This is a genomic window from uncultured Gemella sp. (assembly GCF_963519265.1).
In the GTDB taxonomy this organism is placed as follows: domain Bacteria; phylum Bacillota; class Bacilli; order Staphylococcales; family Gemellaceae; genus Gemella.
In genome coordinates this window covers 1-26,346 of the sequence record NZ_CAUQNQ010000014.1, presented here as the reverse complement: position 1 = coordinate 26,346, position 26,346 = coordinate 1, and the positions used below count along the sequence as shown (strand labels likewise).

The following is a 26,346-nucleotide window of genomic DNA, read 5'->3' as shown; positions in this document are numbered from 1 at the left end:
CAAAAATGACATTTTAGGTATTCTATTTTTTCCTGTCGGTGTTACTCCTCTCAATAGTGCAATTACTTCCATATTCTAAACCTCCAAATACTTTATACTTTTATACAAGTTATATTATAGATTTTTCAATCAAAATTTATAGGTCTAACTCGTTTTTAAGGTTGTTTTCCCTTGCTCCTTGTATTACAATTTTATTTTTCTTTTGCATAAATTACCTCAAATGATTCTATACAATCAATTTTTTTTAGTGAAGACTTAAAATGCTCATATACCTTTATATAGTATCATTTCTCAAAAGTCTTTACTCAACTCTTTTATTATAACACAAAAATAATTGAATATTAAAAAAGAAAGTTCTGATGAATATACAAAAATTTTGAAATAGTCTTTTAATCTTATAATTAGATATCAAAATATATTAAATTTATAATACAAAAAGATATGAAGCTCTTTTACTGATTTGTTCAATAAAAGAGCTTCATATCAAATCATTATTTCAATCCTTTAAAACTATCTATTTTTATTTTTTCCTTACTTATTCCAGCGGATTCTAACAATTTTTTCACACTCTCAACATCGTTAGGTTGTCCTGATAAAAGATATATTGCCCTATTCCCGTGCATATCCGCAACCTTTTTAAGTTTTTCTTTACTTTTTTCTATATCTTCACTAGTTTCATAAGTGAAATCTTGTCCTTTATTTGATAACTCTATCAACTCTTTATTAAAGACCATTACCCCTTTATCTAGATGATTTAGTACTATAGAACGTTTAGAACTCCACTCTTTAATAATTGGTCTAATAGCTGCAATACCAACATCAGATGCAAAACACACAATAGGTTCTTGACCATCTATAATCTCTAGGTTTTTATCTAGCCAACTAACTTTAACCTTTTCTCCAATTTGTAAGTTAGTTAATTTTTGTTTAAACTTACTCTCACTATTATGAGTCAGAAGAACAATTTCATTTTCATCTGAATTAGATGCAATAGTAAGCCAACGGTTATTTTCCTTGTTATCCTCTATATTAGGAATAGTAACTTTTATATACGAACCTGCCTTCCAAGTCATATTATTTGGCTTTTCCAATCTAACTACATATAGCTCATCACTTACATTTTCTATTGATTTAATAGATAAAGTTTGACTACGTCCGAGAAATACGAATATTCCAGACATTATTATTACCAAAATCGCTGTTATAATAAAAATAATAGTTAACATTTTTCTTCCTCTTTTCATTTTCTTCCTCTTTCTAAAAATTATAGTTAATATAATGTAGCTATATTCTCAGTTATATTTACCTAATTTTTTACTTCATTTAAAAATACTATTTTTTATAATGAATATTTTTAAAAATTCATTCATTTTTGTTCTAAAAGATAGTGACTCATATATCGCGATTTCTTAAAAAACACGATTTTGTCAAGTCACTTGCCTCATTAGTTTATTAGATAACTAAAAGTATTTATAAAGCTAATAAAAATATCAATAAGCCACTATCTATGTGTTCCCATGTGAATTTAGGACTTTTATTGCTACCCCTTAAATAATCCTTTTACAAAATAAATTGCTAATCTTTCAGTTGTTTCACTAACATTAGGAATATCTTTTTCCGTAACATTCATATCTATATAGTTAAATAGAGTATAAATTTTCAAAATCTCTTGAATCTTTTCCTGAGAATACCCTTCTGTTTGCAATCGATTAGTAAAATTTTCAACTAAAAACTTATAGAATTGATTAGATGCCTTACCCTCTTCTGATGAATAATAATTATGTAATTCACTAGAAATAGCAGGATTGTACCACTCTGATAAAATCTTATTAGTTGATATTAAACTTCTTGATTGACCAAAAAGTTGCTCTGTAAGCTTAACTACATCACCTTCCCAATCAATATTGTTAATCATGAATTGTCGAATACGATTATTTTCTGCTATATAAACATCTAGAAATATTTTTTCTTTACTTTCATAAAAGTTATAAAAAGTACCAACTGCCACTTTTGCCTGTTTTGCTATTTCTGAAATAGACGTTGCTTTATACCCTTTTTTAGAAAATACCTCATATGCTGCTTCTTTTAACGTCTGTTTTTTATCCAATTACAATCACCTCCTGTTTAATGAATGAATATTTATTTTTATTCATTCATATTTTATCAAATATCATCATTAAAGTCAATAGTATAAAAACTTCATTCTTTAAAAACTATTGAGCTTTTATTAAAGAATTACTTAATTTGTCTATAACAAAAAAATAGAGTTAGAGAAAAATTAATTCTCTATAACTCTATTTTTTCTTGTTACAAGTTTTTTAAAAATTACTTTGTTTTATATTACGCTATGTTATCCATATCGTATAATTTCTTATATTTATAATTTGTTGCGTACAGTTCACTATGAGTTCCATCCATCTCTATTTCTCCATCTTTAATGAATATTATTCTATCCATATATTCGATAGAGTTCAGATGGTGGGTAATCCAAACTATTGTCTTATCTTTACTAGATTCAAAAATTGTAGTTAACAGTTCATGTTCTGTCTTCGGATCTAATCCTACAGTTGGTTCATCTAGTAGTAACAATTCATTATTTTGAATAATACTTCTAGCGAATGCTATACGTTGACGCTCTCCACCAGAGAACCTACTTCCTGTTTCAAATACGTTTGTATCTATTCCATCAGGAAGGCTTTGTAGTAGTTTAGACAATTGAGATTTCTCCAAACTCTCGTTAATTTTATCTTCAATTTCATTTTCTTCTATTCCCGAATCTAAAAGTGAAAGTTTAAGATTTTCTCTAATCGTCATATCGAATAGATATGGTTTTTGGTTTAAAAGTGAAATTTCTGTGCCTAACATTGTTTCTGTTGGTTTTTTATCAAGAACAATAATCTCACCTTGATAATCTGTATATGTACCTGTTAATAATTTCACCAATGTAGATTTCCCTACACCACTTCTTCCTAATATTGCTACTTTCTCACCTTTTTTGATAGACAATGATAAATTATTTAAAATAGTTTTACCTTTTTCATATTCGAAAGTTAAGTTTTTAACGTCAATAATATTTCCATCAGAATTTTTTGCATTTACTACTTCGACTTTTTCATCATCTTCTTGAGCATAAAATTCTTTTACTCTATTTATTGAAACTTCATATCCTGGAATGTGAGCTACAGCTTCACTTGTCATCACCGCTACACTAAGAACCGATAATACCATCATACAGAATGATGCGATATAGACATTTTCGATTACATTATTAACTGTCATATTCCAACAACTATAAATCATTAAGAAAGCTGTGGAACCTGCAAGTAAGTTAACAAAGTTTTCTCTTAAGTGAACGAATGTTTTAATTTTTCTTTCACGTTTTAAAAGTTTTTGTTCTTTAGCTTGGTAGTCATCCATGAATTCATTTACTTTATTAGAAGAAATCCAATCGCTTAATCCGAAAATAGCACTAGTAAAATCACGATATAGGTTATACTTAGCTTCCTTCATAATTTGGAAGTTCTTTCTAGTAATTGTAAGTGAAGCAAATGGAACTACAAAAATTATAAAAATTCCAAATAGAGATGCTAAGATTGCATAATTCGCATCATACCCAAACATTACTGTAATGAAAATTACATATAATACTAATGAGATAATACTTGGGAATATTGTTTTTAGATAGATATTTTGCATATTTTCAATATCTTCAGAAATAATCCCTAATAAATCTCCAGATTTATATTCCTTTTTCAATTTCAATGCTTTAGGTTCTAATATTTTATATACTCTGCTACGCATTTTTTCTATTATTCCTAAAACTAAATTATGGCTCACTAGTCTTTGAATATAAGCAAATGTAGATTGTGCTAATGAAAATGTTCTTGTCAGTACAGTAGGTACTTGTAACATTAGGATATTTCCTATTTGTAATGATGCTTTACTGATTAAGTAACCTGATACGTACATTAGCGCTGCTCCACTAATAACAGACATTAATCCTAAAAAGACTACTCCACTCATTACACCTTTATTCTTTTTAAGTTCTTTTCTTATTATTGAATTATTGTTCACTATAGCTACCTCCTACTAGATTAGCTTTCAATTCTTCGAAACGTGGTGAATTTTTAAATTCGGTAACTTTCTCAAAATCACTAACCTTTCCTTGTTCTAGATTTAACACATAATCTACATTATTCAACCAGTGTAGTCTATGTGTAGCTATAATTACAGTTCTACCCTTAAATAATTCTAGTAGTTTTTCTTTAATCTCAAACTCTGTTTCTATATCTAGATGACTTGTAGGTTCATCTAAAATAATTACTTCTCTATTACTAATTAATGCTCTAGCGATAGCAATACGTTGCGCTTGACCACCACTTAATTCTTGACCACCTTCTCCAATATTAGTGTCATACCCTTGTGGTAATGTAGTGATGAATTTATCTAAACCTACTAACTCACTAATTTCTTTTAAATGGTCTTCACTTATATTTTCATTAGAATAGAATAATATATTGTTTCGAATTGTATCTGGAAAAATATAAGGGAATTGTGATATATATGAGATATTATTTGACCAGTGAACATTTTTTAGATTTGTAACTTCATCATTAATTAATATCTCACCTTCACTCTGTTCATTAAAACCAGATAATAACGAGATTAATGAAGTTTTTCCACTTCCGCTTTGTCCTACAAGACAAATCTTTTCACCTTTGTTTATCGATAAAGTGATATTATCAAGAATTTTTTTATCATCTTTTGTTAATCCTACATTATGTAGTTTTATACTTTCTACACTTTCGATAGAAGATTTCTGAGATTTATTTTTCTCGTTATCCACTATCATTCGATTAATATCTTCATAAGCCATTTGACCATCAAGCGTAGCATGATAGTCTGTCGCAGCTTGTTTCATCGGTAGGAAAAATTCTGGTGCTATTAATAACACAGTTAGCGATGGCAATAATACTGTATCTCCATCTAATAATAGAATCCCTAATCTAACAGCTAAAAGTGCAATTGCTATTGTTGTTAAGAAATCAAGTGCAAAGCTGTTTAAAAAAGCTACACTAAGCGTCTTCATAGTACTCTGACGATACTCTTTATTTTTCTTTTCCATAATAGGTAAGTAGTTTTTACTTACTCCTAAGAATTTAAGCGTCTCTACCCCTCGAATTGTATCGATAAAGTTATTAGATAATGCTCTATATTTTTTATACTGTCTATTCGCCATATCTCTAGCATTAATTCCTAATAGTATCATAAAAATAACTATAACTGGTATTACAGATATTATCATTAAGGCTGATACATAATCTGTATAAAATATAAAGATAACTACTAAAGTAGGGATAATAGCTCCACGTATTTGTTTTGATACATTTAGTTCAAAATACTGTTTAACTTTACCTATTCCATCAATTGCTAAAGTTACTAGCTTCCCTGAGCCTTCTCTTGAGGTAAAATCAGGACCTAAGTCAAAGTAACTCTGAAGTAATTTTCTTCTAAGCTCTCTTTCAAACTTAATTGCATGATTTTCAGTAAAATATTGTTGTAAGTGTAAGAACACTATCCTAAAAATAAAACCTATTAAAAAAAGAACACTATCTCTTACTACATTATCAAAATTTTTATCAAAAAGTCCCACTATGGCTTTTGCTAAAAAAGCAGCCTGTATAATTATACAAGCTGCTTCGAATATTGATAATATTAATAGTGTCAATGTAAGACTTTTTTTAACAGGAAGTTTTAATTTTGCTTCCTTTTTTTTCATTGACTAATACTCCAATTTATCTTCTTTAGTTAGTCGTTTTCTAAAAATAGAATATGACCAAACTTGGTATCCTAAAACGAATGGCAATAAGAATAATGCAACTATTGTCATAAGTCTTAGAGTGTATACTCCACTCGCAGCATCATAAATAAATAGTGATTGACTAACATCATTACTGTTTATTATAGCACGTGGGAACATACCTGCGAAGACACTTAGAGTTAGGAACGCTAATGTTCCTGATGTACTTAAAAATGCACCTAAGTCACGACCTTTAAAGTTTAAAACAAATGATAACACGAAGAATGCTACCGCTACCAATGCTAATACTAAACCAACATAGTAGTTTGTTGTAAAGATATCTGTTTTAAATAATGCCCAAATAGCAAATACTAATGTTACTACTGCAGCAAATGGGAATAATAATGCAGATGTTGCACGAGCTGCATTTCTTAATTCTCCTGTAGTTTTAAGAGCTAAGAATTGAGCTCCGTGAACTAACATTAGAAGTAACATCATTATTCCTCCAAGGATAGTAAATGGAGATAATAATCCTAAGAAACCATCAACTAAGTTTTTCTTAGCGTCAAGGTTTGCTCCTGTCATGAAGTTAGCTACTGCAACTCCCCATAATACTGGAGGAAGTAAGCTACCAACAAACATTGCTATATCGAATGATTTAATCCAAGTTCTATTATCACCTAATTTACCTCTAAATTCAAATGATACGCCTCGTAAGATTAACGCTACTAACATTAATACAAATGCGATATAGTAACCACTGAATAATTTACCATACCAGATAGGGAAAGCTGCGAACATCGCTCCACCACCTGTTAATAGCCAAACTTCGTTTGCATCCCAGAAAGGACCGATTGTATTGAAGTAAACACGTTTATCTTCATCAGTCTTACCTAGTACTTGAGCTAGTACCCCAACTCCGAAGTCATATCCTTCTAATACGAAGAATCCTGTAAATAGTATTGTAATAAGTAAGAACCAAATATTTGGTAAAGCTACTGACCAATCCATACTATGCTACCTCCTTCACAGTTGTTTCTTTTTTATTCATTGTATATCTGAACGCTACAAATTGTGCAATACCTAAAATTGTGTATAATACACAGAATACTAATAGTGAGAATAATACTGATGCTCCTGAATTTGGAGAAACTCCTGATTCAGTAGCCATCACTCCGAAGATTAAGAAAGGTTGACGCCCCATCTCCGCCATAATCCAACCACAAGCAGTAGCAACTTCAGCTACTAGTAAAGTCCATGGCATAAGTTGTAAGAACCAACGTTTTTTAATTTCAGTTCTCTTGAATGCATATATAGTACCAAGTAATGACATTAAGATTAAGATACCAACTGAACCAGACATAACTCTAAATGAGTAATAAATTGTTGGTACGTCTGGTGTATAATCAATGTGTTTTCCGACTACTGGATAGTATTTCTCATCCATTTCTTTTTGAAGAGATTTCATACCTCTAAGACTTCCTTCAAATTTATCATATGCTAAGAAACTTAACATACCAGGAACTTCAAGGTAATGTTCTGCTTTCTGTTGTTTTTGATCAATTGTTGCTAACACTGAGAATGGTGCTGAATTTCCTGTATCTTCATACAGAGCCTCAGCAGCTGCAACTTTCATAGGATATTCTTTTACTAAATATTGCATTTGAGAATGTCCAGTCCAAAATAATCCTAATGAACCGATTAAAGCAGCTACGATAGATACTTTAAATGCTTTTCTGAACACTGCAACTTCTTGTTTACGAACCATTTTCCAAGATGCAATACCTGCAATTGTAAATGCTCCTACAGTTAACGCCATTGTCACTACGTGAGGGAATTGGTTCCATAAATATGGATTTTTAATGATTGCTAGGAAGTCAATCATCTCTGCTTTTTTACCAATTACGTTGTTCTCAACATATTTAACACCAACTGGGTGTTGCATGAATGAGTTAGCTGATAAAATCCAGAACGCTGACATAAGTGTTCCGATACTTACTAACCAAATACACATTGCGTGTAATTTTTTGTTAATTTTCTCCCAAGAGAAAATCCAAATACCGATAAATGTAGACTCAAGATAGAATGCAAGTAAGGCTTCTATCGCAAGTGATGGTCCAAAAACATCCCCTACGAATGAAGAATATTCAGACCAGTTCATACCAAATTGGAACTCTTGAAGAATACCTGTAACAACCCCAACAGCGAAGTTAATTAGGAATAAGTGCCCAAAGAACTTCGTAATTCTTTTGTAATGCTCATCGCCAGTTTTAACATAAATACTTTCAAAAATTGCGATTAAGAACACCATACCTATAGTAATAGGTACAAAGAAGAAGTGGAACACTGTTGTTGCTGCGAATTGTATCCTTGCAAGTAATAGTGGATCCAACATAGATATACCTCCTTATATGTGTTATTTATATTTAATTGTAAATATTATATTATTATTGTATAACATAGTTTTTATTATGGCAAAACAAAAATGGTAAAAAGTAGTACTTTTCCTACATTTTACCATTTTTCGTTCACAATTTGTTCACAATTAGCGATAAATTGCATATTATCACCTAGTCAAACATTTTATTTTTTAATTTTTTTTTTATTTTAGCTATGTGTTACTCCCAAGAATAAACTAACAATTAAAATTGCAAGTACCAAAATACAAATTCTTACAAATTTGTAATCTTTTTCTTCAATATAGACATAAAGTAATCCTAATATACGTAGTACAGGTGTTAATATTAAAAGAAATATACCAAACATTAAGTATGAATAATAATTCAATGTTACTAAACCTCTTAGCATCTCACTAAACGTGTATCTTTCTATAGTTAATACTCCATCTGCTCCTTGTATAAAACTAAATATTATTCCTGTTATAATAAAGAATGAACTTACAAAAACGCCTGTTTTTATAATATTTGCAATTACTATATTTATATCTCTTTTTTCATTCATATTAAAGCACCCCCAGACCTTTCAGGAACATGTTTATAATAGTAAATAGTAAGATTGGAAGGAAAATATAACGAATATACTTTGCATCTAATCTTTGCATTACTTTTGCTCCAGTTCTTGATCCAATCAACGTTCCTAGCGCTATTGGTGCTGCCACTGCTGGATTAATAGTTCCATTAAAGAAATATATTAATGCACTAGCTGTTGCTGTAACTCCCATCATAAAGTTACTTGTTGCAGTGCTTACCTTAATCGGAAGTTTCATATAAGTATCTAAGGCAACTACTTTAAATGCTCCACTACCGATTCCTAGTAATCCACTAGCAAACCCAGCTCCAAACATAACAAGTGATCCTTGTGGTACATTCGTAACATTGTAGTCTATTGTTTTGTTTATTGCCTTATCATAGTATGATGAATTAAGTTTATATTTTTCTGCATATTTATCATTCTCTACTATTTCTTCTTCTTTTTTCACTTTAGTTATTAAACCTGTTTTTTTCAACATTCCATAAAAAGAATTCAAGAGTATCAATGAGAAGAAAATATATAATAATTTAGATGAAAATACTCCAGCCATAAGCGCACCTACTACTCCTCCTGCTGTAGTAAATACTTCTAAAAGCATACCTACTCGCATGTTACTAACATGATCTTTTACAAATGCTATTGCTGAACCACTACTTGTTGCAATAACTGCGACAATACTTGCTCCAATAGCATATTTGATATCAAATCCAAATAATATTGTTAACGCAGGGGTGATAATAATACCACCACCTAACCCTACTAAAGAGCCTAAAAAGCCTGCAAGAACTGCTATCAACATAAATTGTAATATTTCTATCATTGTTTCTCCTTTTAATCTTTAGAGTACATTACTAGTACATTATTACTAACTTCTAATTTTATTTCCTCATTACTTTTAAATTCGTTACTAGTAGCGTTAGGACGATTTAATGTTAGAACTAAATTTTCGACTTCATATTTAGAATTTTTTATTGTCATTAGAGTATCATCATAGATAGGTACTATTGAGAAATACTTATATCCTACTATGTTCTCAAAAATTGTTAGACCTTTTTTAGCTACTGTAATAATATTATTATCATCTATTATTCTAATTTTAATGTGATGATATTTCTTATTATTAAGTAAAAGTATGTTACCAAAAAAGTGATCAAGTCTTCTTCCGGTAGCGCCGTAAATATCTATTACTTCAACCTCTTCAAATAATTCTAAAATATGTTCTAATGCAAATTCTGCATCTGTTAAATCTTCACTACTTTTCACTTTAAAGTACTTAGATTTTTCTTCAACTTCCTTTCTTTGTTCAAGTGTTATCGAATCAAAATCCCCGCAACTTAATATTGGATTAATTCCATTATTAAGCAAGTACAACGCGCCTTTATCTACTCCACACCATAAGTTAGAAGAAGGGAATTCCTTTGGAAATACTCCACCTAACATTATGTTTATTTTTTTCATATTCATTATTTTAACAACTCACCTAATGTATTTTCTTTATTGCTTGCTCCGAATAAGAATGAACCACAAACTAATAAGTCTGCACCTTTATCTCGACAAGCTTTTGACGTTTCTGTATTTATTCCACCATCAACTTCTATTAAGAAGTTATAATTTTTTTCTTCTCTAAGTTTTGCTAGTTCTTCAATTTTTTCTAACATCTCAGGAATGAATTTTTGTCCACCGAATCCTGGATTTACAGTCATAATTAAAACATAATCCAATTTTGGCAATAGGTATTTAATACTCTCTATTGGTGTTTGAGGGTTTAGTACAATACCAGCTTTTTTACCCTTGTTTTTAATTACTTGAATAACTCTATCTGCATGATTAGTAGCTTCGATGTGGAAAGATACCATATCACAACCTACGTTACAAAATTGTTCAACGTAATTTTCTGGATTTGCAATCATAAGATGACAATCAAAAACTTTATCTGTTTTAGGGCGGATTGATTCAATTATTGGGAATCCAAATGAAATATTTGGAACAAAGTTTCCATCCATTACATCGATGTGAAACATATCAATACCAATACTTTCTAATTCTTTAATATCTCTTTCTAAGTTAGCAAAGTCTGCTGATAAAATTGAAGGTAATATTTTCTTCATCTTATCTCTCCTTTATATATTTTCTCTTTTGATTTTGTTTTTCCGTAAATAACACTTTGTAGTCTTCATAACGACTTTCTAATATTTCTTTACTTTCTACCGCTTCTTTGACTCCACATTGAACCTCTTCCATGTGATTACACGGTTTGAACTTACAATCATAATCGTTGAACTCTCTAAATAGATATTGCAAATCTTCTTTTTCAATAAATGTAATATCAAGTGAAGAGAATCCTGGAGTATCTGCAATATAGAAATCATCGATTTGATAAAATTCCGTATGTCTCGTAGTATGACGTCCACGGCCTAGATGTTTAGAAATTTCTCCAGTTTCAATATCTAAATGTTCTGCAAGCTTATTAATAAACGTCGACTTTCCTGCTCCAGATTGTCCTGAAATAGCTACATACTTCTTCGAAATGACTTCTTTTAATTTTTCAATATCCTCATCTGAGTTTGTAAATACTTGATATCCTATTTCATAGTAATAGTTCATTATTTCTTTCATTTTATTAAGCTCTTCATCACTTAATAAATCAAGTTTTGTAAAGACAATAATGATATCTACATTACTATTTTCATTTAAACAAATCGTCTTATTCAGTAACTTACTAGAAAACTCAGGATCTTTTACAGATACTACAATTATACTGTAATCTATATTTGCTACCTTAGGTCGTAGTAACTCATTTTTTCTTTCTAATATTTCTACAACATACCCTGTATTATTATCACTTAATTGAATTTTTACATCATCTCCAACTAACGGCGTGATGTTTTCATTTCTGAAGTTTCCTCTTGCTCGACAAGTAATCAACTCTCCAGAACAGTCTACATAATAAAATCCACTAAGTGCTTTTAAAATTTTTCCTTCTTTAGTCATGGTCCTCCTTTACCTTTACGGTATTTTTACTAACTACTTATTTAGTTTTTCTTTTATCTCTTCTTTAGTTTTTTCCGCTAATCTTAACATTTCAATAGAGTGTTCTTCTGAAAGTTTTGTCATAGTATCACCTGATACCATTCTTGCTACCTCTGCAATCTTTTGTTCTTCAGTCAACTCTCTAATAACAGTTAATGTTCTCTTATCAATGATTTCTTTACTAATTAATAAGTTAGTATCTGCCAAGGCTGTTGTTTGAGGTAAGTGCGAAATACATAATACTTGTGATCCTACTCCTAGTTGATACATTTTTTCAGCCATTCGTTGCGATACTCTTCCACTTACTCCAGTATCGATTTCATCAAAAATAATTGAAGTAGCTTCTATACTTCTTGAGAAGATTATTTTTAGTGCTAACATCACCCTAGAAAGTTCTCCACCTGAGGCTACTTTAGATAATGATTTTAAAGGTTCTCCTAAGTTTGCGCTAATCAGAATCTTAACATCATCTTTTCCTGTTGATGAGAATTCTTTTTCTTTAAAGTCAACTTTGATTGTACTTTTTTCCATATATAAAAATTTCAACTCATCTTGGATAAGTTTTTCTAATTTTAAAGCTGTATCTTTTCTTAAAGAACTTAACTCTTCAGCTAAAACTGTTACTTCTTCTTCAATCTTCTTACTTTCTTCTAGATAATTTTCGAAGTTTTCTTCATAATTTTCTAACTCATCTAATTCTTCTTTTATAGTTTCTGTGAAAACTATTAACTCATTTAATGGTTTTGAATATTTTTTCTCTAAAGTTTTTATCTTATCTAATCTATAGATTAATCTATCTAATTTTTCTTCATCATATTCGATAACATCAGTATAACTAGATACTTCATATTTCAAATCGTCTAAGATATAGTATAAATTTGTAATTTCTTCATACTTTTCTTCAAAGTTTGAATTATATCTAGTTAGCTCTCCTAAATTAGATCTAATTTCTGCTAGTTTAGAAATAACACCATATTCTCCATCGATTCCTTCAGTAATACTATGAGCAAGGTTATTTACCTTCTCAAAGTTTTCCAGATAGTCAATATCTTTTTCTAGTTCTAAGTCTTCATCTTTTTTTAGTTTCATCTGACTTAATTCTTTATATTGGAATTTCAAGAAATCTACTTTTTGAAGAACATCACTCTCTTGTTGTTTTAAGTTATCAATTTTTTCTTTTATTATCTGATATTCTTTATACTTCTCTTTGTATTTTATATACACAGGCTGTATTTTTTCACGATTAAAAGAATCTACTAAATTAAGATGATTTTTCTCTACCAATAGGACTTGATTATCGTGTTGTTCATGGATATCTAATAAATGAGCAGCTACTTTTTTTAATGTCGATAGGTTAACTATAGTTCCATTTATTCTACAGACACTCTTTCCACTACTATAAATGTCACGACGAACTACTATTACCTCATCTTCTAGATCTAAGTCTAATTCATTAAAAATTTCCTTAACTTCCTTACTTTTTGGAAAATCAAATACTCCTTCTACACTAGCCTTATCTTCACCATATCGGATATAGGAAGTTGAGGTTCTTTGACCCGACAATTGTGAAATTGCCGCTAGAATCATTGATTTTCCGGCACCAGTTTCTCCACTTAAGACAGTTAAACCATTTTTTAGTTCTATAGTTGCTTTTTCAATTATTCCAAATTGCTTAATATTTAACTGAATTAACATTTGCTCCTCCTCTATTTAAAGTGATTATGAGCATTGTTTACGATATGCTCGATATTTATATTTTTATTTTCTACTTCTTTAGTTGCATTGTATTTTAATGTCATTAGGAATTCGATATTCCCTTCTCCTCCTGTTATTGGAGAATATGATAGGTTCGTCATACTAAAACCTACACTATTTGCTAGTAATAATACTTTTTCTACTACTTCAAGTTGAACTTTTTTATCTCGAACTATTCCGCCTTTTCCTACCTTATCTTTTCCAGCTTCGAATTGTGGTTTTACAAGAGCACAAACTTCTCCACCATCTTTTATAATTTCTGCAAGATTTGGTAGTATTAATGATAATGAAATAAATGAAACATCGATAGATGCTATATCTATATCATAAACATCAAAGTCTTCTTTTACTGAATGTCTGAAGTTAGTTTGTTCCATTACTTTTACACGTTCATCATTACGTAATTTCCAAACAAGTTGATTTGTTCCGACATCTAATGCATAGACAAACTTCGCGCCGTTTTGTAAAGCGCAGTCCGTAAATCCACCAGTTGAAGAGCCAATATCAATCATTACCTTATCTTTAACATCAAAATTTAGTTCATTAATTGCTTTTTCTAATTTAAGTCCCCCACGACTTACGTAAGGCATCTGTTTACCTTTAATTCTAAGTTCAGCAGTTGACTCAACCTTTTCACCTGCTTTGTCGATTCTTATATTATCATTATAAACAATACCAGCCATTATCGCTCGTTTTGCTTTTTCACGTGATTCGAATAATCCTTGACTTACACAAAGGACATCAGCTCTTTCTTTTGCCATAATTACCTCTTTTAAATTTACTAGTTGTTTTCCTCTGAAATTTTTTAAATTTTTTCAATTTCAAACAGTCTTTCCTTTTAATTTTACCATAATAATAACTTTTTATCTATGAGAACGGCGTGTTTATATATACTTTATGATGAAAAACAAATATATTTATTTTTCATCGATAAAAAAAGAGCAACTTATGAAAATAAATTTTCTAAGTTGCCCTAATGAATTTTATTCTATTTTACTTTTTTTATGTCCCAAATGTCTTTTGCGTATTCTTCTACTGATCTATCTGCAGAGAAGATTCCAGCGTTAGCTGTATTAACTAAACTCATTTGTCCCCATTTTTCTTTATCTTGATAAGTTTTTGCTACTTTTTCTTGAGCTGCAACATAACTTTCAAAGTCCGCTAGACACATGTAACTATCTTGAGTTAATAAATAATCTACAATAAAATTAAAGTTCATACCGCCTACAGTCATAGTTCTAATAAAATCCAGTGTTTCTTTAATCTTCACTGAATTATTGTAGTATTCCCATGGTTTATAACCTTGTGCATTTAGTGCATCTACTTCTGGTGTTTCTAAACCGAAGATAAAGATATTTTCATCTCCTACCGCTTCATGAATTTCAACATTTGCTCCATCAAGTGTTCCTAATGTTAACGCACCGTTCAACATTAGTTTCATATTACCTGTTCCACTTGCTTCCTTACCTGCTTGAGAAATTTGTTCACTAATATCAGCAGCTGGAATAATTTTTTCTGCAAGAGTAACTTTATAATCTGGTAAGAATACAACTTTGATGTACTCACGAACTAATTCATCACATTCAATCATTTGGGAAATTGAGTGGATAAATTTAATAATGTTTTTTGCCATTTGATATCCTGACGAAGCTTTTGCTGCGAAAATAAAAGTTCTTGGCACTGGACGTAATCCATTATATTTAATTTCTCGGTATAAGTATACAATGTGTAAAGCATTAAGTAATTGACGTTTATATTCATGTAGTCTCTTAACTTGAACATCAAAAATAGAGTCTGAATTTACAGTTATACCCGTAGTATTTTGAATGTATGTAGCTAGTTGTTCTTTTTTAACTTTTTTAATTTCTTGAAGTTTTGCTACAACTTTCTTATCATTTTTATAGTCATTTAATTTACTAATCTTAGATAAATCTTTAACAAAATCATCACCAATTAGATTTTTTAGATAAGATGCTAGCTCAGGATTTGCTTGACCTAACCATCTGCGGTGAGCTATACCATTCGTAACATTACCGAATTTTGTTGGATATAATTCGTTAAATGCTCTAAATGTTGATTCAACAAGAATATCACTGTGTAATTTTGATACACCATTAACGTTATGACTTCCTACGATAGATAAGTTAGCCATTCTTATTTGATTATCATATATAATTGCAGTTTCAGCCAATGTAGAATCTTTATCTTGATCAATTACCCACTGACAGAATCGTTTGTTAATTTCTTCGATAATTGAGTAAATACGTGGTAATAACGGCTTGAATAAATCTACAGACCATTTTTCTAATGCTTCTGCCATAATTGTATGGTTTGTATAAGCAAATGTCTTAGTTGTAATTTCCCAAGCTTTGTCCCAAGAATATCCGTATTCATCAAGTAATAATCTCATTAACTCTGGAACTCCCATCGCTGGATGAGTGTCGTTAATATGTAACGCTACATGCTCACTTAAGTTTTCTAATGTACCAAATTCATTATAGTGATTTTTTACTAGTTGTTGTAGAGATGCACTAATAAAGAAATACTGCTGTTTTATACGTAATTCTTTACCTTCATTTGTGCTATCTGCAGGGTATAATAATTTAGAAATTGAAGAAGCAATTGCTTCTGCTTCTGATGACTTAGAATATTCTCCACGTTCAAATAGTTTCATATTAAAGCCTGTTTTAGCTTTTGCCTCCCAAAGACGTAACGTATTAACAGTTTTAGTTTTATATCCAGAGATTAATAAATCATAAGGTTCCGCTTGAATTGAAGTATAGTCTACATGCTCAACTTTAAATCCATCTTCAGTCATTTTTTCTTCAACTCGACCATAGAATTTAACTTCGATTTCTTCATCATTTCTATAAACAAGACCGTATTTTCCTAAATCTAACCAGTAATCTGGGAATTCCTGTTGCCAACCATTGTTGATAACTTGTTTGAAAATTCCATATTCATATAAAATTGAGAATCCTGTTACTGGATAATCACTACTAGTTAAGGCATCAAGATAACATGAAGCAAGTCTTCCAAGACCACCATTTCCTAAACCTGGATCTGGCTCAATATCATAGATTTCATCTAGATTAAAATTATTTTTTTCTAGATATTCTTTAGTTTCCTTTTCAATTCCTAGATTAAATAAGTTATTTCTTAAAGTTCTACCTACAAGAAACTCCATCGACATGTAGTAAGCACGTTTTTGCCTTGTCTTTTTCAATTCTTGTTCGTAAGCAAATTTTTTCTCAGATAATTTTTCTCTTACCGTACTCATTAACGCTTCATAAACTTGACGTTTACTTGCTGCAGTTATAGTAATCCCAAATTGTCTTTTTAAATACTTCTCTACTCTTTGTTCAAATTCTTGATTTTTCATTATTCTCTCCTATAATCTAGTTTATTAGACTATTTCATTGTACATATCTATATATTGTAAAGCTGATTTTTTCCAACTTACATCTTGTTTAATCGCATTTTTCATAATTTTATTCCAAATATGACGTTCTTGGTAATAGCAGTATGTCGCTCTGTAAATAGCATCTAGCATATCATACGCATCGAAACTTTCAAATGTAAATCCTGTTCCAGAATTACCGTCAAATGGTTCTACAGTATCTCTTAAGCCACCTACTCTATGCACAATTGGTACTGTAGCATATCTCATTGAAATTAATTGAGATAAACCGCATGGTTCAGTTTTAGAAGGCATTAAGAACATATCACAAGAACTGTATACTTTTGAAGACATCTCTGAAGAGAACATTATTAAACTTCTTACTTTATCATGACGACGATATTCTAATGAACGCAGTGCGTCTTCATAATGTCTGTCACCTGTCCCTAAAATTATTAATTGTGCTCCAGTTTTTAAAATCTCATCAGCAACATGTAAAACTAAATCAATACCCTTTTGATGAGTTAGTCTTGTAACCATTCCGATCACAGGAATATTTTCATTCACTTCTAAAGCTAATTCCTCTTGGAATTTTAATTTGTTTTCTACTTTATTTTTTAATGTTTTAGAATCAAAGTTTTTGAAAATTTGTTTGTCAGTTTTAGAATTAAATTTATCAGTATCTAATCCATTAATTATGCCGTGAAGTTTCCCTTGTTCTATTCTTAAAATATCATCTAATCCGTATGAGAAGTACGGGTCTAATATTTCATGAGCGTATGTTTCACTTACAGTATTGATTCTATCGGCTAATTGTATAGCTCCTTTTAATAAATTTAAATCACCTTTATAAATTAGTGCATCAAAGTACTTATTATTTAACCCGAATAAGTTACCCATTTCATAAGGATTGAATTTACCTTGGAATTCAATATTATGAATTGAAATTACACTTTTAATATTTTTATAGAATACATCTCCTCTTGCTTTAAGGTCATCCAAATATATAATCGATAACGCTGCATGCCAATCATTAGCATTAACAACATCAGGTTTATAATTTATATGTGGAAGTATTTCTAATGCCGCTTTAGAGAAGAAAGCGAATCGCTCTCCATCATCATCTTGACCGTAGACACTGTCTCTATTGAAATATTGTTCATTATCTATAAAGTAATAAGTTACTCCATTTACTACAGTCTCAAAGATTCCACAATAAACTGTTCTCCAGCCTAAATTAATAAAAATATGTTGTCTGTATTTTAAATCGTACTTATCTCTATCTATTGAAGAATACAACGGCAGTACAACCCTTGCCTCTACATTTTCATCTTGAAGGGCTTTCGGTAGTGATCCTATAACATCACCTAGCCCCCCAACTTTAACAAATGGTGCTGCTTCAGCTGCCACGAATAAAATTTTCATTATATTTCTCCTTATTCGTAATTTACTTTCATACTAAAAGGGTTAGTTTTAGATGCAGTCTATCTGTATATTATACTCTTTTTTCTTTTGAAAATCGAAAGTTTTACAAATCTCTTCCACATTTTATTCTAACCCTTTTTTTATTATTCTACTATTTTACCTTTTTCTACGATAACTTGGCAGTTTTCTGTTCCTTTTAATTCAACTTTTTCAGAAACTACTGCATATTTATCTAGAATTACACAATCTAAGTATGCTGATTTTTTAATCACACAATTCGGCAGTACTATTGAGTTTTTAATTACTGCTCCTTCTTCAACTACAACATCCCTAAACAGAATACTATTTTCTACAATTCCGTTAATTTCACAACCATCACCTAGTATAGAATTCTTAACTATTGCTCCGTCTCCATATGTAGTCGGTACACTATCTGCTACTCTTGTTAGAATATCAGTCCCTGATAAGAACAAGTCATTTAACTTATCTGGATTTAATAAATCACGATTGAAACTATAGTATTCTTGTACACTATTAATTGTTCTATTGTAATTCTTAATTTCATATCCATAAACATTTAAACGGTGGAAGTTTTTAGTAATAAAGTCTAATAGAAGATCTTGCCATCCTAATGTCGTCCCTTTTTTAACTAATTCTTTAAACATCTGTTTAGACATTATATAGATTTTAACCTGTGTCGGGCACACTTGATCATATCCATCATAATGATATAAACTGTCATAAACTCTATTCTTATCATCAAATATTATTTGCGATTCACGTTGTTGAGGTTTTCTATAAGTATAAGCTAACGTAATATCAGCATTTGTAGATTTATGATAATCTACCATATCTTTAAAATCAATATTTCCGACAATATTTCCATCTGCTAAAATACAGTAATCCTCTAACAATGTATCTGCATATTTAGATGCATCTCCTAGCGCCTCTATTTTATTTTGAGCTACACGATTTGATTGATGGTTAGACATCGGTGTTATAAACTTAAGTCCACTGTTTTTTCTATTTAAATCCCAGTCTTTCCCCCAACTTAAGTGATCCATTAATGATTTATAGTGATAATTTGTTACTACTGCAATATTCGAAACTTCAGCTTTTACTAAAGAAGATAACATGAAATCAATCATTCTATATCTTGATGCAACCGCTAAAGATGCTAGTGTTCTATTTCTTACTAATCCTTGCAAATCATCATTACGATAGTTATCTGCAAATAATACACAAAACGCATTTACCATATTATTTTCCCTCTACTTTCCTATTGTCATTTACAACTTCATCCCTACCAATTACTGTTATTTGTTCTTTTCCTAAAACTATTTCTCTATGACCTACTTCTACATTTTCTTTTATTACTGCTCCTTCAGCAATAATCGAATTGTAAACTTTAGCGCCTTTTTCAATTAGAACATCTTTCATAATTATACTACCTACCACTTCTGCTCCTTCTTCAATTCTTACACCTGAAGAGATAATAGATTCAGAAACCGTTCCATAAACAGCTGTTCCATCAGAAATCATAGAATTTTTTACATTTGCACTATGTCCTAAATATTGTGGCATAGCTCCTTCATGACGATAATAAATTCTCCATAATCTATCGTCAATATTGAAGTTCTCTTTATTTTTAATAAGGTCCATATTAGCTTCCCATAAGCTTTCAATTGTTCCTACATCTTTCCAATATCCATAAAATGGGTATGCATAAATATTTTTACCTTCGTTTAGCATCATCGGGATAATGTTTTTACCGAAATCTTTCTCACTATCAGGATTTTCTTCATCACGAATCAGATATTCTCTAAGTTCTTTCCAACTAAAGATATAAATACCCATTGATGCTTTTGTAGATATTGGATTTTCTGGTTTTTCTAAAAACTCTGTAACTTTTAAATCTGAATTTGTATTCAAAATACCAAAACGACTAGCTTCTTCAAGAGGAACGTTAATATGCGCAATTGTTAGATCTGCTCCTTTTTGTTTGTGAAAATCTAACATTTCTTTGTAATTCATTTTGTAAATGTGGTCTCCTGATAAGATAAGTACATATTCAGGATTATATTGCTCTATGTATTTAATATTTTGATAAATAGCATTTGCTGTTCCCTTGTACCATTCTCCCGTTTTACCAGCAGTATATGGTGGTAAAATAGATAAACCTCCATCCATTCTATCTAAATCCCATGGTTGTCCATTACCCATGTATGAGTTAAGCTCAAGTGGCATAAACTGCGTTAATACCCCAACTGTTGAAATTCCAGAGTTTGCACAGTTTGATAATGGAAAATCGATAATTCTATATTTTCCACCAAAAGGTACGGCTGGTTTAGCCATATCTTTAGTTAATACTTGAAGCCTCGTACCTTGTCCTCCTGCTAGTAGCATAGCTACTACTTCTTTTTTTCGTGCCATAAATTTGACCCCCTTCTTCTAAAACTTATTATTTCTTTTCTATATACATCGTTGTATAAGGTGGTATGTTTATACTCAAAGCATATTTAAATTCATTTTTCTCTTTATTTATAGTTTTTAAATTTCTATTTGAAATTGCTAATCCATCGTATTTTTTAGCATCTGAGTTCAATACTATTTTATAGCTTCCCCAAGTATTTACTCCTATTTCATAATTTTTCAGCACTTGATTAGAAAAATTACTTACTACTAAGACTTCTTTTCCAGATCTATCTTTACGCGAAAAAGCAAAAACATTATTGTTATTATCATCTACAACATGCCATTTAAATCCGTCCCAGTCACTATCGTTTTCCCATAATGCAGGTGTAGATTTATAGTATTTGTTAAGCTCTTTAACATATCTATGTGTGAATACATGTTTAGGATAAAGCATTAATAACCAATCTAATTCTCTTTCTTCATCCCATTCAATAAATTGAGCAATATCAATTCCCATAAATGTTAATTTTTTCCCAGGATGTGCATACATATATCCTAAAAATGCCTTGAAATTACCAAACTTATCTTCATAAGGAACTGGGCTTTTATCTAATAGCGATTTTTTTCCATGTACTACTTCATCATGTGAAATCGGTAAGATGAAATTTTCTGAAAATGCATAATGCATTGAGAAAGTAAATTTGTTATGTACCCCTTTTCTGAAGAAAGGATCTGTTTCTAAATAATCAAGACTGTCATTCATCCATCCCATATTCCACTTAAAGTCAAATCCTAAACCACCGTGTTCAACAGCTGCTGTTACTTTTGGATAACTTGTCGATTCTTCAGCTATCATAGCAACACCAGGATAGTTTTCTTTAATATAAAGATTTAATTTTTTTAAGAAGTCAATTGCTTCTAAGTTCTCGAAGCCGCCATAGATATTTCTTGCAGATTTATCTTCATCTCGACAGTAGTTTAAAAATATCATCGAGCTTACGGCATCTACTCTAATACCATCAATATGATAATCTTCTATCCAAGAAACTGCACTTGATGTTAAAAATGATCTTACTTCATTTCGTCCATAGTCGAAGACTCTAGTTCCCCAACCTTCATGTTCCATTTTTCTTGTATCTGAATACTCATAACAATGCGTCCCATCAAATTCATATAATCCATGAGCATCTTTTGTGAAATGTCCAGGTACCCAGTCCAAAATTACTCCAATATTATTTTGATGACAACAATCAACAAAATACATAAAGTCTTCAGGTGTTCCATATCTAGATGTTGGTGTAAAATACCCCGTTGCTTGATACCCCCACGATTTGTCATAAGGATACTCAGTTACAGGTAACAATTCTATATGAGTATAGTTCATGTCCTTAACATAGTCTACTAATGTATGAGCTAATTCTCTATAACTTAATTCCCTACCATCTTCATGATGCTTCCAAGAACCTAAATGTACTTCGTAAATATTCATTGGACGATGGTAAGGAACCTCTCTATTCTTCATCCATTTTCTATCTTTCCATTCATAGCACGGTAACGAATAAACTTTTGAAGCTGTTAATGGTCTAGTTTCAGCATGTTTTGCATAAGGGTCTGCTTTCCATAACTCAGTTCCACTTTTAGTAACTATTACGTATTTATACGCATCATATCGTTTAATACCACTAAGCTCAATTTCAAATATACCCTTATCATTAATTAATTTCATTTCATGAGTATACGGATGCCAAGAACAAAACTCACCAGTTACAAAGACCTTCTTTGCATTTGGTGCCCATACTCGAAACGTACATTTATCCCCATCTAAAAATGATCCTAAATATTTATGGCTATGGTAATTAGTCCCTTCATGGAATAAATATTCTGCCATATTACTGTTCACTAAATAACCCCCTTTTCACTAAAAGTAAACGTTTACTTTTGTTGGTAAAAAATTTTAGCATAAAGAAATATGAATAAAAATAGTTTATTTTATCACTAATTATTTCTTTATTTTTTATACCTATAGTATAACACAATGAAGCCTTGATGTAAATGTTTTCTTTAGTTATTTTCTATAAAGAATTATACCCCTTACATTGCTTTTATATTAATTATTTTTTATTATTTTGTATTTAAAATATTTACTTTTAAAAACTTTTATATTAAAATTAAACTGATTGATTTTAGAAAACAGTTTAGTAATGAAAATTTTATGTTTCGGAGATGAAAAAATATGATTAAATTTAATCCAACAAAGAATAAATACCCTCAAGGGGCATTAAAAAATAATGACAATTTCTATTTTGAAGTATTCATAAAGGATGATTTTTACTTTAATGACTTTAAAATAATTATTAAAAATGAATTTACAGGTGAAGTTATTTCTAAGAGTTTAGAGTTCAAAGAAAAAGCTAAAGAGAACTACTCTGCTTATCATGTAACTTTTGAACCATTTAATACTGGTCTTTACTTTTATCATTTTGAAGTTCACTTTGACAGTTTTTATGTTTACTTAAAAAACGATAAACTTGACTCCAAGTTAGTAAATAGCAAAGATGAATTACCTGATTGGCAGTTGACAGTTTACGATAAAAACTTCACTACACCAGATTGGTATAAAGGTTCTATAATGTATCAAATTTTCCCAGATAGATTTAAACGCAGTGATAAATATACAGCAAAAATCGCAAAGAATGAAAATGTAAGAATTAGACATGAAAATTGGAACAGTATTCCACATTCATCTATCACACATGAAAATTATGGAGCTAAAGACTTTTTAATGGGAAATCTTCTTGGTATCGAAGAGGAAAAAGAATATTTCAAAAAATTAAATATAGAGAGTATCTATCTTAATCCAATCGTTGAAAGTCCAGAAAACCATCGTTATTCAACTTCAGATTATTTTAACGTTGATCCATATTTTGGAACTAATGAAGAATTTGAAAAATTTTGTAAAGACTTTAAAGATGATAATATTAGAATCATACTAGATGGTGTATTTAGTCATACCGGTTCAGATAGTATTTATTTCAATAGGTATAATAATTATGACAGCATCGGAGCTTATAATTCACAAAATTCACCATATTATTCTTGGTTTAATTTCATAAATTTCCCTAACGAATACCATTCGTGGTGGGGATTTGATAACTTACCAACGGTAATAAAAGAAAATAAAGAGTACAACGATTTCATTAATAATAAGGATAGTGGTGTTGTCAACTTTTGGCAAAAACTTGGAATTGCTGGATGGAGACTCGATGTTGCTGATGAGTTTCCTGATGAATTTTTAGATAGAATTCGTGAAAGTGCGAAATACTATGATAAAGATGCTCTAATCATCGGTGAAGTTTGGGAAGACGCAACTAATAAGATTTCATACAATACTCGTCGTCGTTATTTTTTAGGTGATCAACTTGATAGCGTTATGAATTATCCTTGGAAGAACGCAATTATTAATTTTGTAAAAAATAAAAATGCAGAAGACTTTACTCTTGAAATTTTAAAACTAGTAGAAAATTATCCTCGCCCAGCTCTTGATGCTGTAATGAACTTATTAGGAAGTCATGATACAGAACGAGTATTAACTATGCTAGCATTCGATAATCCTGAAGATGTTCCTGTTCATGAAAGACCAACATATAAAATGTCTAATGAACAATATGCTAAAGCGAAAGAACTCCTTAAGTATGCTAGTTTCATTCAATTTACACTACCTGGTGTTCCTTGTATTTACTATGGTGATGAAGTTGGAATGTATGGCTTTAGAGATCCTTATAATCGTTTAGGATTTACACATAATGATAAAGATGAAGATTTGTTAAATCACTATATTGAACTATCAAACTTTAGAAATGAAAATAAAGATGATTTTATTACAAACTTCGAGTTTATTTATACAAACAACAAGTGTGTTGCATATAGACGAAATAATATTCTTTGTGTAGTTAATCTTGATTCTAAAGCACATTTTATCGAGAATTTCTCTGGTGACAAACTATTTGGAAATAACGAAGTTTATTCGACACCTTTCGGAACAGTTGTTCCACCTAAGTGTTATGTCGCTATAAAAATCAGATAATTTAAAACACACAATTCTTAAAAATAAGGATTGTGTGTTTATTTATGCATTCGAAATTCATATCTAATTATATAGTTATTAAGCATTAAATTTCTAAAAAAAGGGAGTGACTCAAAAATCGCGATTTCTTAAGAAACAAGATTTTATCGAGTCACTCCCGCACAGTTTATTAGATATCTAAAAAGCTTTTATAAAGCGAATTTAGATATCAACAAACCTCTGCGTCTATAAATTACCATATACACTTTTTTTAAATTTAGAGCTTTTGGGGCACCCTCTCCATTTTCTATTATCCAGAGTTTCTAAGTCCTGTAGCTACTCCATTAATCGTTATGTGAATAGTGTTGATTTGTGATTCAGGTAATTTACCTTCTCTTGAACGTTTAATTAACTCTAATTGAATTAGGTTTAATGTATTAAAGTATTGTAACCTATTTTCTAAACTTCGAGTTAAATAAGTATTATCTTCTAGGAACTCTTTATGTTCTGAAATTTCTAAAACTACTTGTTTTGTTAAATTCCATTCTCTTAAGATTTCCTCATATACCTTTTTAGTTTCTTCTTCTTTACATAGATTAGCATACTCTTTAGCTATATCCATGTCAGATTTTGACATAACCATGTCTACATTTGAAAGTAGAGATGTAAAGAATGGCCATCCTTTATACATTTTACGAAGTTTTTCAATATTTCCTTTATCTTTGTTTATAAAGTTTGAAAATGCTGTTCCTACTCCATACCAACCAGGAAGCATGATTCTGCTTTGTGACCATGAGAATACCCATGGAATTGCTCTTAAGCCACCAATATCAGTAATTTTTTTACGAGATGCTGGACGTGAACCAATATTTAAGCTTGAAATTTCTTTAATTGGTGTAGCTTCAAAGAAATAATTGTAGAAGTTAGGATTTTCAAAGACTAATTCTCGATACTTATTATAACTATCTTCCACTATTTCATCCATAATAACTTGGATTTCAGGTATATCTCTTATATCTGTATTAACTTTATCAGCATTCATTCTTTGAATTACGGCAGAGAATAAGGCTTCTAAGTTATAGTATGCCGCATCACTGTTTCCATATTTGGCTGCGATAATTTCACCTTGTTCTGTAAGACGAATTCTATCTTGGACACTTCCTAAAGGTTGAGAAATAATCGCATCATAACTTGGTCCACCACCACGACCAACAGTACCACCACGACCATGGAAGAAAGTAACTTTAATATTATGTTTTTCACCTAATGATGATAGTTCTTGTTGCGCTTTGTACAGTGACCAGCCAGATGATAGATATCCACCATCTTTGTTACTATCTGAATATCCTAACATAATCTCTTGATAACTTCTATTATCACTTACCCATTTTTTCACGATATCTAGGCTTAAATATTTATCCATTACTTCATATGAATTCTCTAAGTCTTCGATTGTTTCGAATAATG

At 30.4% G+C, this 26,346-nt stretch carries 20 protein-coding genes; 1 reads left to right on the top strand and 19 read right to left on the bottom strand.

Going from position 1 to position 26,346, the window contains the following annotated elements:
- Positions 1-491 precede the first annotated feature (491 nt).
- The 18 genes from RWN11_RS03115 to glgB form a co-directional block, all read right to left on the bottom strand.
- Positions 492-1,244 (bottom strand): FAD-dependent oxidoreductase, encoded by a 753-nt coding sequence (locus RWN11_RS03115; protein WP_314160335.1) that lies wholly within the window; start codon positions 1,242-1,244, stop codon positions 492-494.
- A gap of 296 nt (positions 1,245-1,540) precedes the next feature.
- Complete coding sequence (locus tag RWN11_RS03110) at positions 1,541-2,107, bottom strand: TetR/AcrR family transcriptional regulator (protein ID WP_314160334.1); 567 nt, start codon at positions 2,105-2,107, stop codon at positions 1,541-1,543.
- A 233-nt stretch (positions 2,108-2,340) separates the two neighbouring features.
- Positions 2,341-4,074 carry a thiol reductant ABC exporter subunit CydC gene (gene cydC / locus RWN11_RS03105; RefSeq protein ID WP_314160333.1) on the bottom strand — a complete coding sequence of 578 codons (1,734 nt, stop codon included), beginning with the start codon at positions 4,072-4,074 and terminating at the stop codon, positions 2,341-2,343.
- A complete protein-coding gene (gene cydD, locus RWN11_RS03100; protein ID WP_314160332.1) occupies positions 4,064-5,779 on the bottom strand; it encodes a thiol reductant ABC exporter subunit CydD in 1,716 nt (571 codons plus the stop codon). The genes cydC and cydD overlap by 11 nt, the downstream gene beginning before the upstream one ends.
- Positions 5,780-5,782: 3 nt before the next feature.
- The gene (gene cydB / locus RWN11_RS03095) at positions 5,783-6,811 is read right to left on the bottom strand and encodes a cytochrome d ubiquinol oxidase subunit II (protein WP_314160331.1); all 1,029 of its coding nucleotides are present in this window, start codon (positions 6,809-6,811) and stop codon (positions 5,783-5,785) included.
- Position 6,812: 1 nt separating this feature from the next.
- Positions 6,813-8,195, bottom strand: coding sequence for a cytochrome ubiquinol oxidase subunit I (locus tag RWN11_RS03090; RefSeq protein ID WP_314160330.1), 1,383 nt, complete (start codon positions 8,193-8,195; stop codon positions 6,813-6,815).
- Between the two features lie 212 nt (positions 8,196-8,407).
- Entirely contained in the window at positions 8,408-8,761 is a 354-nt protein-coding gene (locus tag RWN11_RS03085; protein ID WP_314160329.1) for a DUF1634 domain-containing protein, read from the bottom strand.
- A 1-nt stretch (position 8,762) separates the two neighbouring features.
- Positions 8,763-9,611: a sulfite exporter TauE/SafE family protein gene (locus tag RWN11_RS03080; protein WP_314160328.1), complete on the bottom strand. Its 849-nt coding sequence runs from the start codon at positions 9,609-9,611 to the stop codon at positions 8,763-8,765.
- 11 nt (positions 9,612-9,622) lie between these two features.
- Positions 9,623-10,255 (bottom strand): thiamine diphosphokinase, encoded by a 633-nt coding sequence (locus tag RWN11_RS03075; RefSeq protein WP_314160327.1) that lies wholly within the window; start codon positions 10,253-10,255, stop codon positions 9,623-9,625.
- Positions 10,255-10,899: a ribulose-phosphate 3-epimerase gene (rpe, locus tag RWN11_RS03070; RefSeq protein ID WP_314160326.1), complete on the bottom strand. Its 645-nt coding sequence runs from the start codon at positions 10,897-10,899 to the stop codon at positions 10,255-10,257. The genes RWN11_RS03075 and rpe overlap by 1 nt, the downstream gene beginning before the upstream one ends.
- A gap of 1 nt (position 10,900) precedes the next feature.
- Entirely contained in the window at positions 10,901-11,782 is an 882-nt protein-coding gene (gene rsgA, locus RWN11_RS03065) for a ribosome small subunit-dependent GTPase A (RefSeq protein ID WP_314160325.1), read from the bottom strand.
- A gap of 33 nt (positions 11,783-11,815) precedes the next feature.
- Positions 11,816-13,516, bottom strand: a complete 1,701-nt coding sequence (gene recN, locus RWN11_RS03060; RefSeq protein WP_314160324.1) for a DNA repair protein RecN — start codon at positions 13,514-13,516, stop codon at positions 11,816-11,818.
- 11 nt (positions 13,517-13,527) lie between these two features.
- Positions 13,528-14,337, bottom strand: coding sequence for a TlyA family RNA methyltransferase (locus RWN11_RS03055; RefSeq protein WP_314160323.1), 810 nt, complete (start codon positions 14,335-14,337; stop codon positions 13,528-13,530).
- Between the two features lie 227 nt (positions 14,338-14,564).
- A complete protein-coding gene (locus RWN11_RS03050; protein ID WP_314160322.1) occupies positions 14,565-16,958 on the bottom strand; it encodes a glycogen/starch/alpha-glucan phosphorylase in 2,394 nt (797 codons plus the stop codon).
- Between the two features lie 24 nt (positions 16,959-16,982).
- Entirely contained in the window at positions 16,983-18,401 is a 1,419-nt protein-coding gene (glgA, locus tag RWN11_RS03045; protein WP_314160321.1) for a glycogen synthase GlgA, read from the bottom strand.
- A gap of 143 nt (positions 18,402-18,544) precedes the next feature.
- Positions 18,545-19,660 carry a glucose-1-phosphate adenylyltransferase subunit GlgD gene (gene glgD / locus RWN11_RS03040; RefSeq protein ID WP_314160320.1) on the bottom strand — a complete coding sequence of 372 codons (1,116 nt, stop codon included), beginning with the start codon at positions 19,658-19,660 and terminating at the stop codon, positions 18,545-18,547.
- 1 nt (position 19,661) lies between these two features.
- Complete coding sequence (locus tag RWN11_RS03035) at positions 19,662-20,834, bottom strand: glucose-1-phosphate adenylyltransferase (RefSeq protein ID WP_314160319.1); 1,173 nt, start codon at positions 20,832-20,834, stop codon at positions 19,662-19,664.
- Positions 20,835-20,862: 28 nt separating this feature from the next.
- Positions 20,863-22,716 (bottom strand): 1,4-alpha-glucan branching protein GlgB, encoded by a 1,854-nt coding sequence (gene glgB, locus RWN11_RS03030; protein WP_314160318.1) that lies wholly within the window; start codon positions 22,714-22,716, stop codon positions 20,863-20,865.
- A 333-nt stretch (positions 22,717-23,049) separates the two neighbouring features.
- On the opposite strand from glgB, the gene RWN11_RS03025 reads away from it, so the two are divergent.
- Positions 23,050-24,900: a glycoside hydrolase family 13 protein gene (locus RWN11_RS03025; protein ID WP_314160317.1), complete on the top strand. Its 1,851-nt coding sequence runs from the start codon at positions 23,050-23,052 to the stop codon at positions 24,898-24,900.
- 289 nt (positions 24,901-25,189) lie between these two features.
- Here the strand turns inward: RWN11_RS03025 and RWN11_RS03020 are convergent.
- On the bottom strand, positions 25,190-26,346 hold a 1,157-nt coding region (locus tag RWN11_RS03020; RefSeq protein ID WP_314160316.1), incomplete at its 5' end, for a phosphoenolpyruvate carboxylase.

Excerpts from the sequence above, each read along its gene's own strand:
- RWN11_RS03055 (WP_314160323.1), bottom strand. The coding sequence starts at position 14,337 with ATGGCAAAAGAAAGAGCTGATGTCCTTTGTGTAAGTCAAGGATTATTC.
- RWN11_RS03085 (WP_314160329.1), bottom strand. The coding sequence starts at position 8,761 with ATGAATGAAAAAAGAGATATAAATATAGTAATTGCAAATATTATAAAA.
- RWN11_RS03025 (WP_314160317.1), top strand. The coding sequence starts at position 23,050 with ATGATTAAATTTAATCCAACAAAGAATAAATACCCTCAAGGGGCATTA.
- RWN11_RS03090 (WP_314160330.1), bottom strand. The coding sequence starts at position 8,195 with ATGTTGGATCCACTATTACTTGCAAGGATACAATTCGCAGCAACAACA.
- glgA (WP_314160321.1), bottom strand. The coding sequence starts at position 18,401 with ATGAAAATTTTATTCGTGGCAGCTGAAGCAGCACCATTTGTTAAAGTT.
- rpe (WP_314160326.1), bottom strand. The coding sequence starts at position 10,899 with ATGAAGAAAATATTACCTTCAATTTTATCAGCAGACTTTGCTAACTTA.
- RWN11_RS03035 (WP_314160319.1), bottom strand. The coding sequence starts at position 20,834 with ATGGCACGAAAAAAAGAAGTAGTAGCTATGCTACTAGCAGGAGGACAA.
- RWN11_RS03080 (WP_314160328.1), bottom strand. The coding sequence starts at position 9,611 with ATGATAGAAATATTACAATTTATGTTGATAGCAGTTCTTGCAGGCTTT.
- RWN11_RS03115 (WP_314160335.1), bottom strand. The coding sequence starts at position 1,244 with ATGAAAAGAGGAAGAAAAATGTTAACTATTATTTTTATTATAACAGCG.
- recN (WP_314160324.1), bottom strand. The coding sequence starts at position 13,516 with ATGTTAATTCAGTTAAATATTAAGCAATTTGGAATAATTGAAAAAGCA.
- RWN11_RS03050 (WP_314160322.1), bottom strand. The coding sequence starts at position 16,958 with ATGAAAAATCAAGAATTTGAACAAAGAGTAGAGAAGTATTTAAAAAGA.
- rsgA (WP_314160325.1), bottom strand. The coding sequence starts at position 11,782 with ATGACTAAAGAAGGAAAAATTTTAAAAGCACTTAGTGGATTTTATTAT.
- glgD (WP_314160320.1), bottom strand. The coding sequence starts at position 19,660 with ATGGTAAATGCGTTTTGTGTATTATTTGCAGATAACTATCGTAATGAT.
- RWN11_RS03075 (WP_314160327.1), bottom strand. The coding sequence starts at position 10,255 with ATGAATATGAAAAAAATAAACATAATGTTAGGTGGAGTATTTCCAAAG.
- cydD (WP_314160332.1), bottom strand. The coding sequence starts at position 5,779 with ATGAAAAAAAAGGAAGCAAAATTAAAACTTCCTGTTAAAAAAAGTCTT.
- cydB (WP_314160331.1), bottom strand. The coding sequence starts at position 6,811 with ATGGATTGGTCAGTAGCTTTACCAAATATTTGGTTCTTACTTATTACA.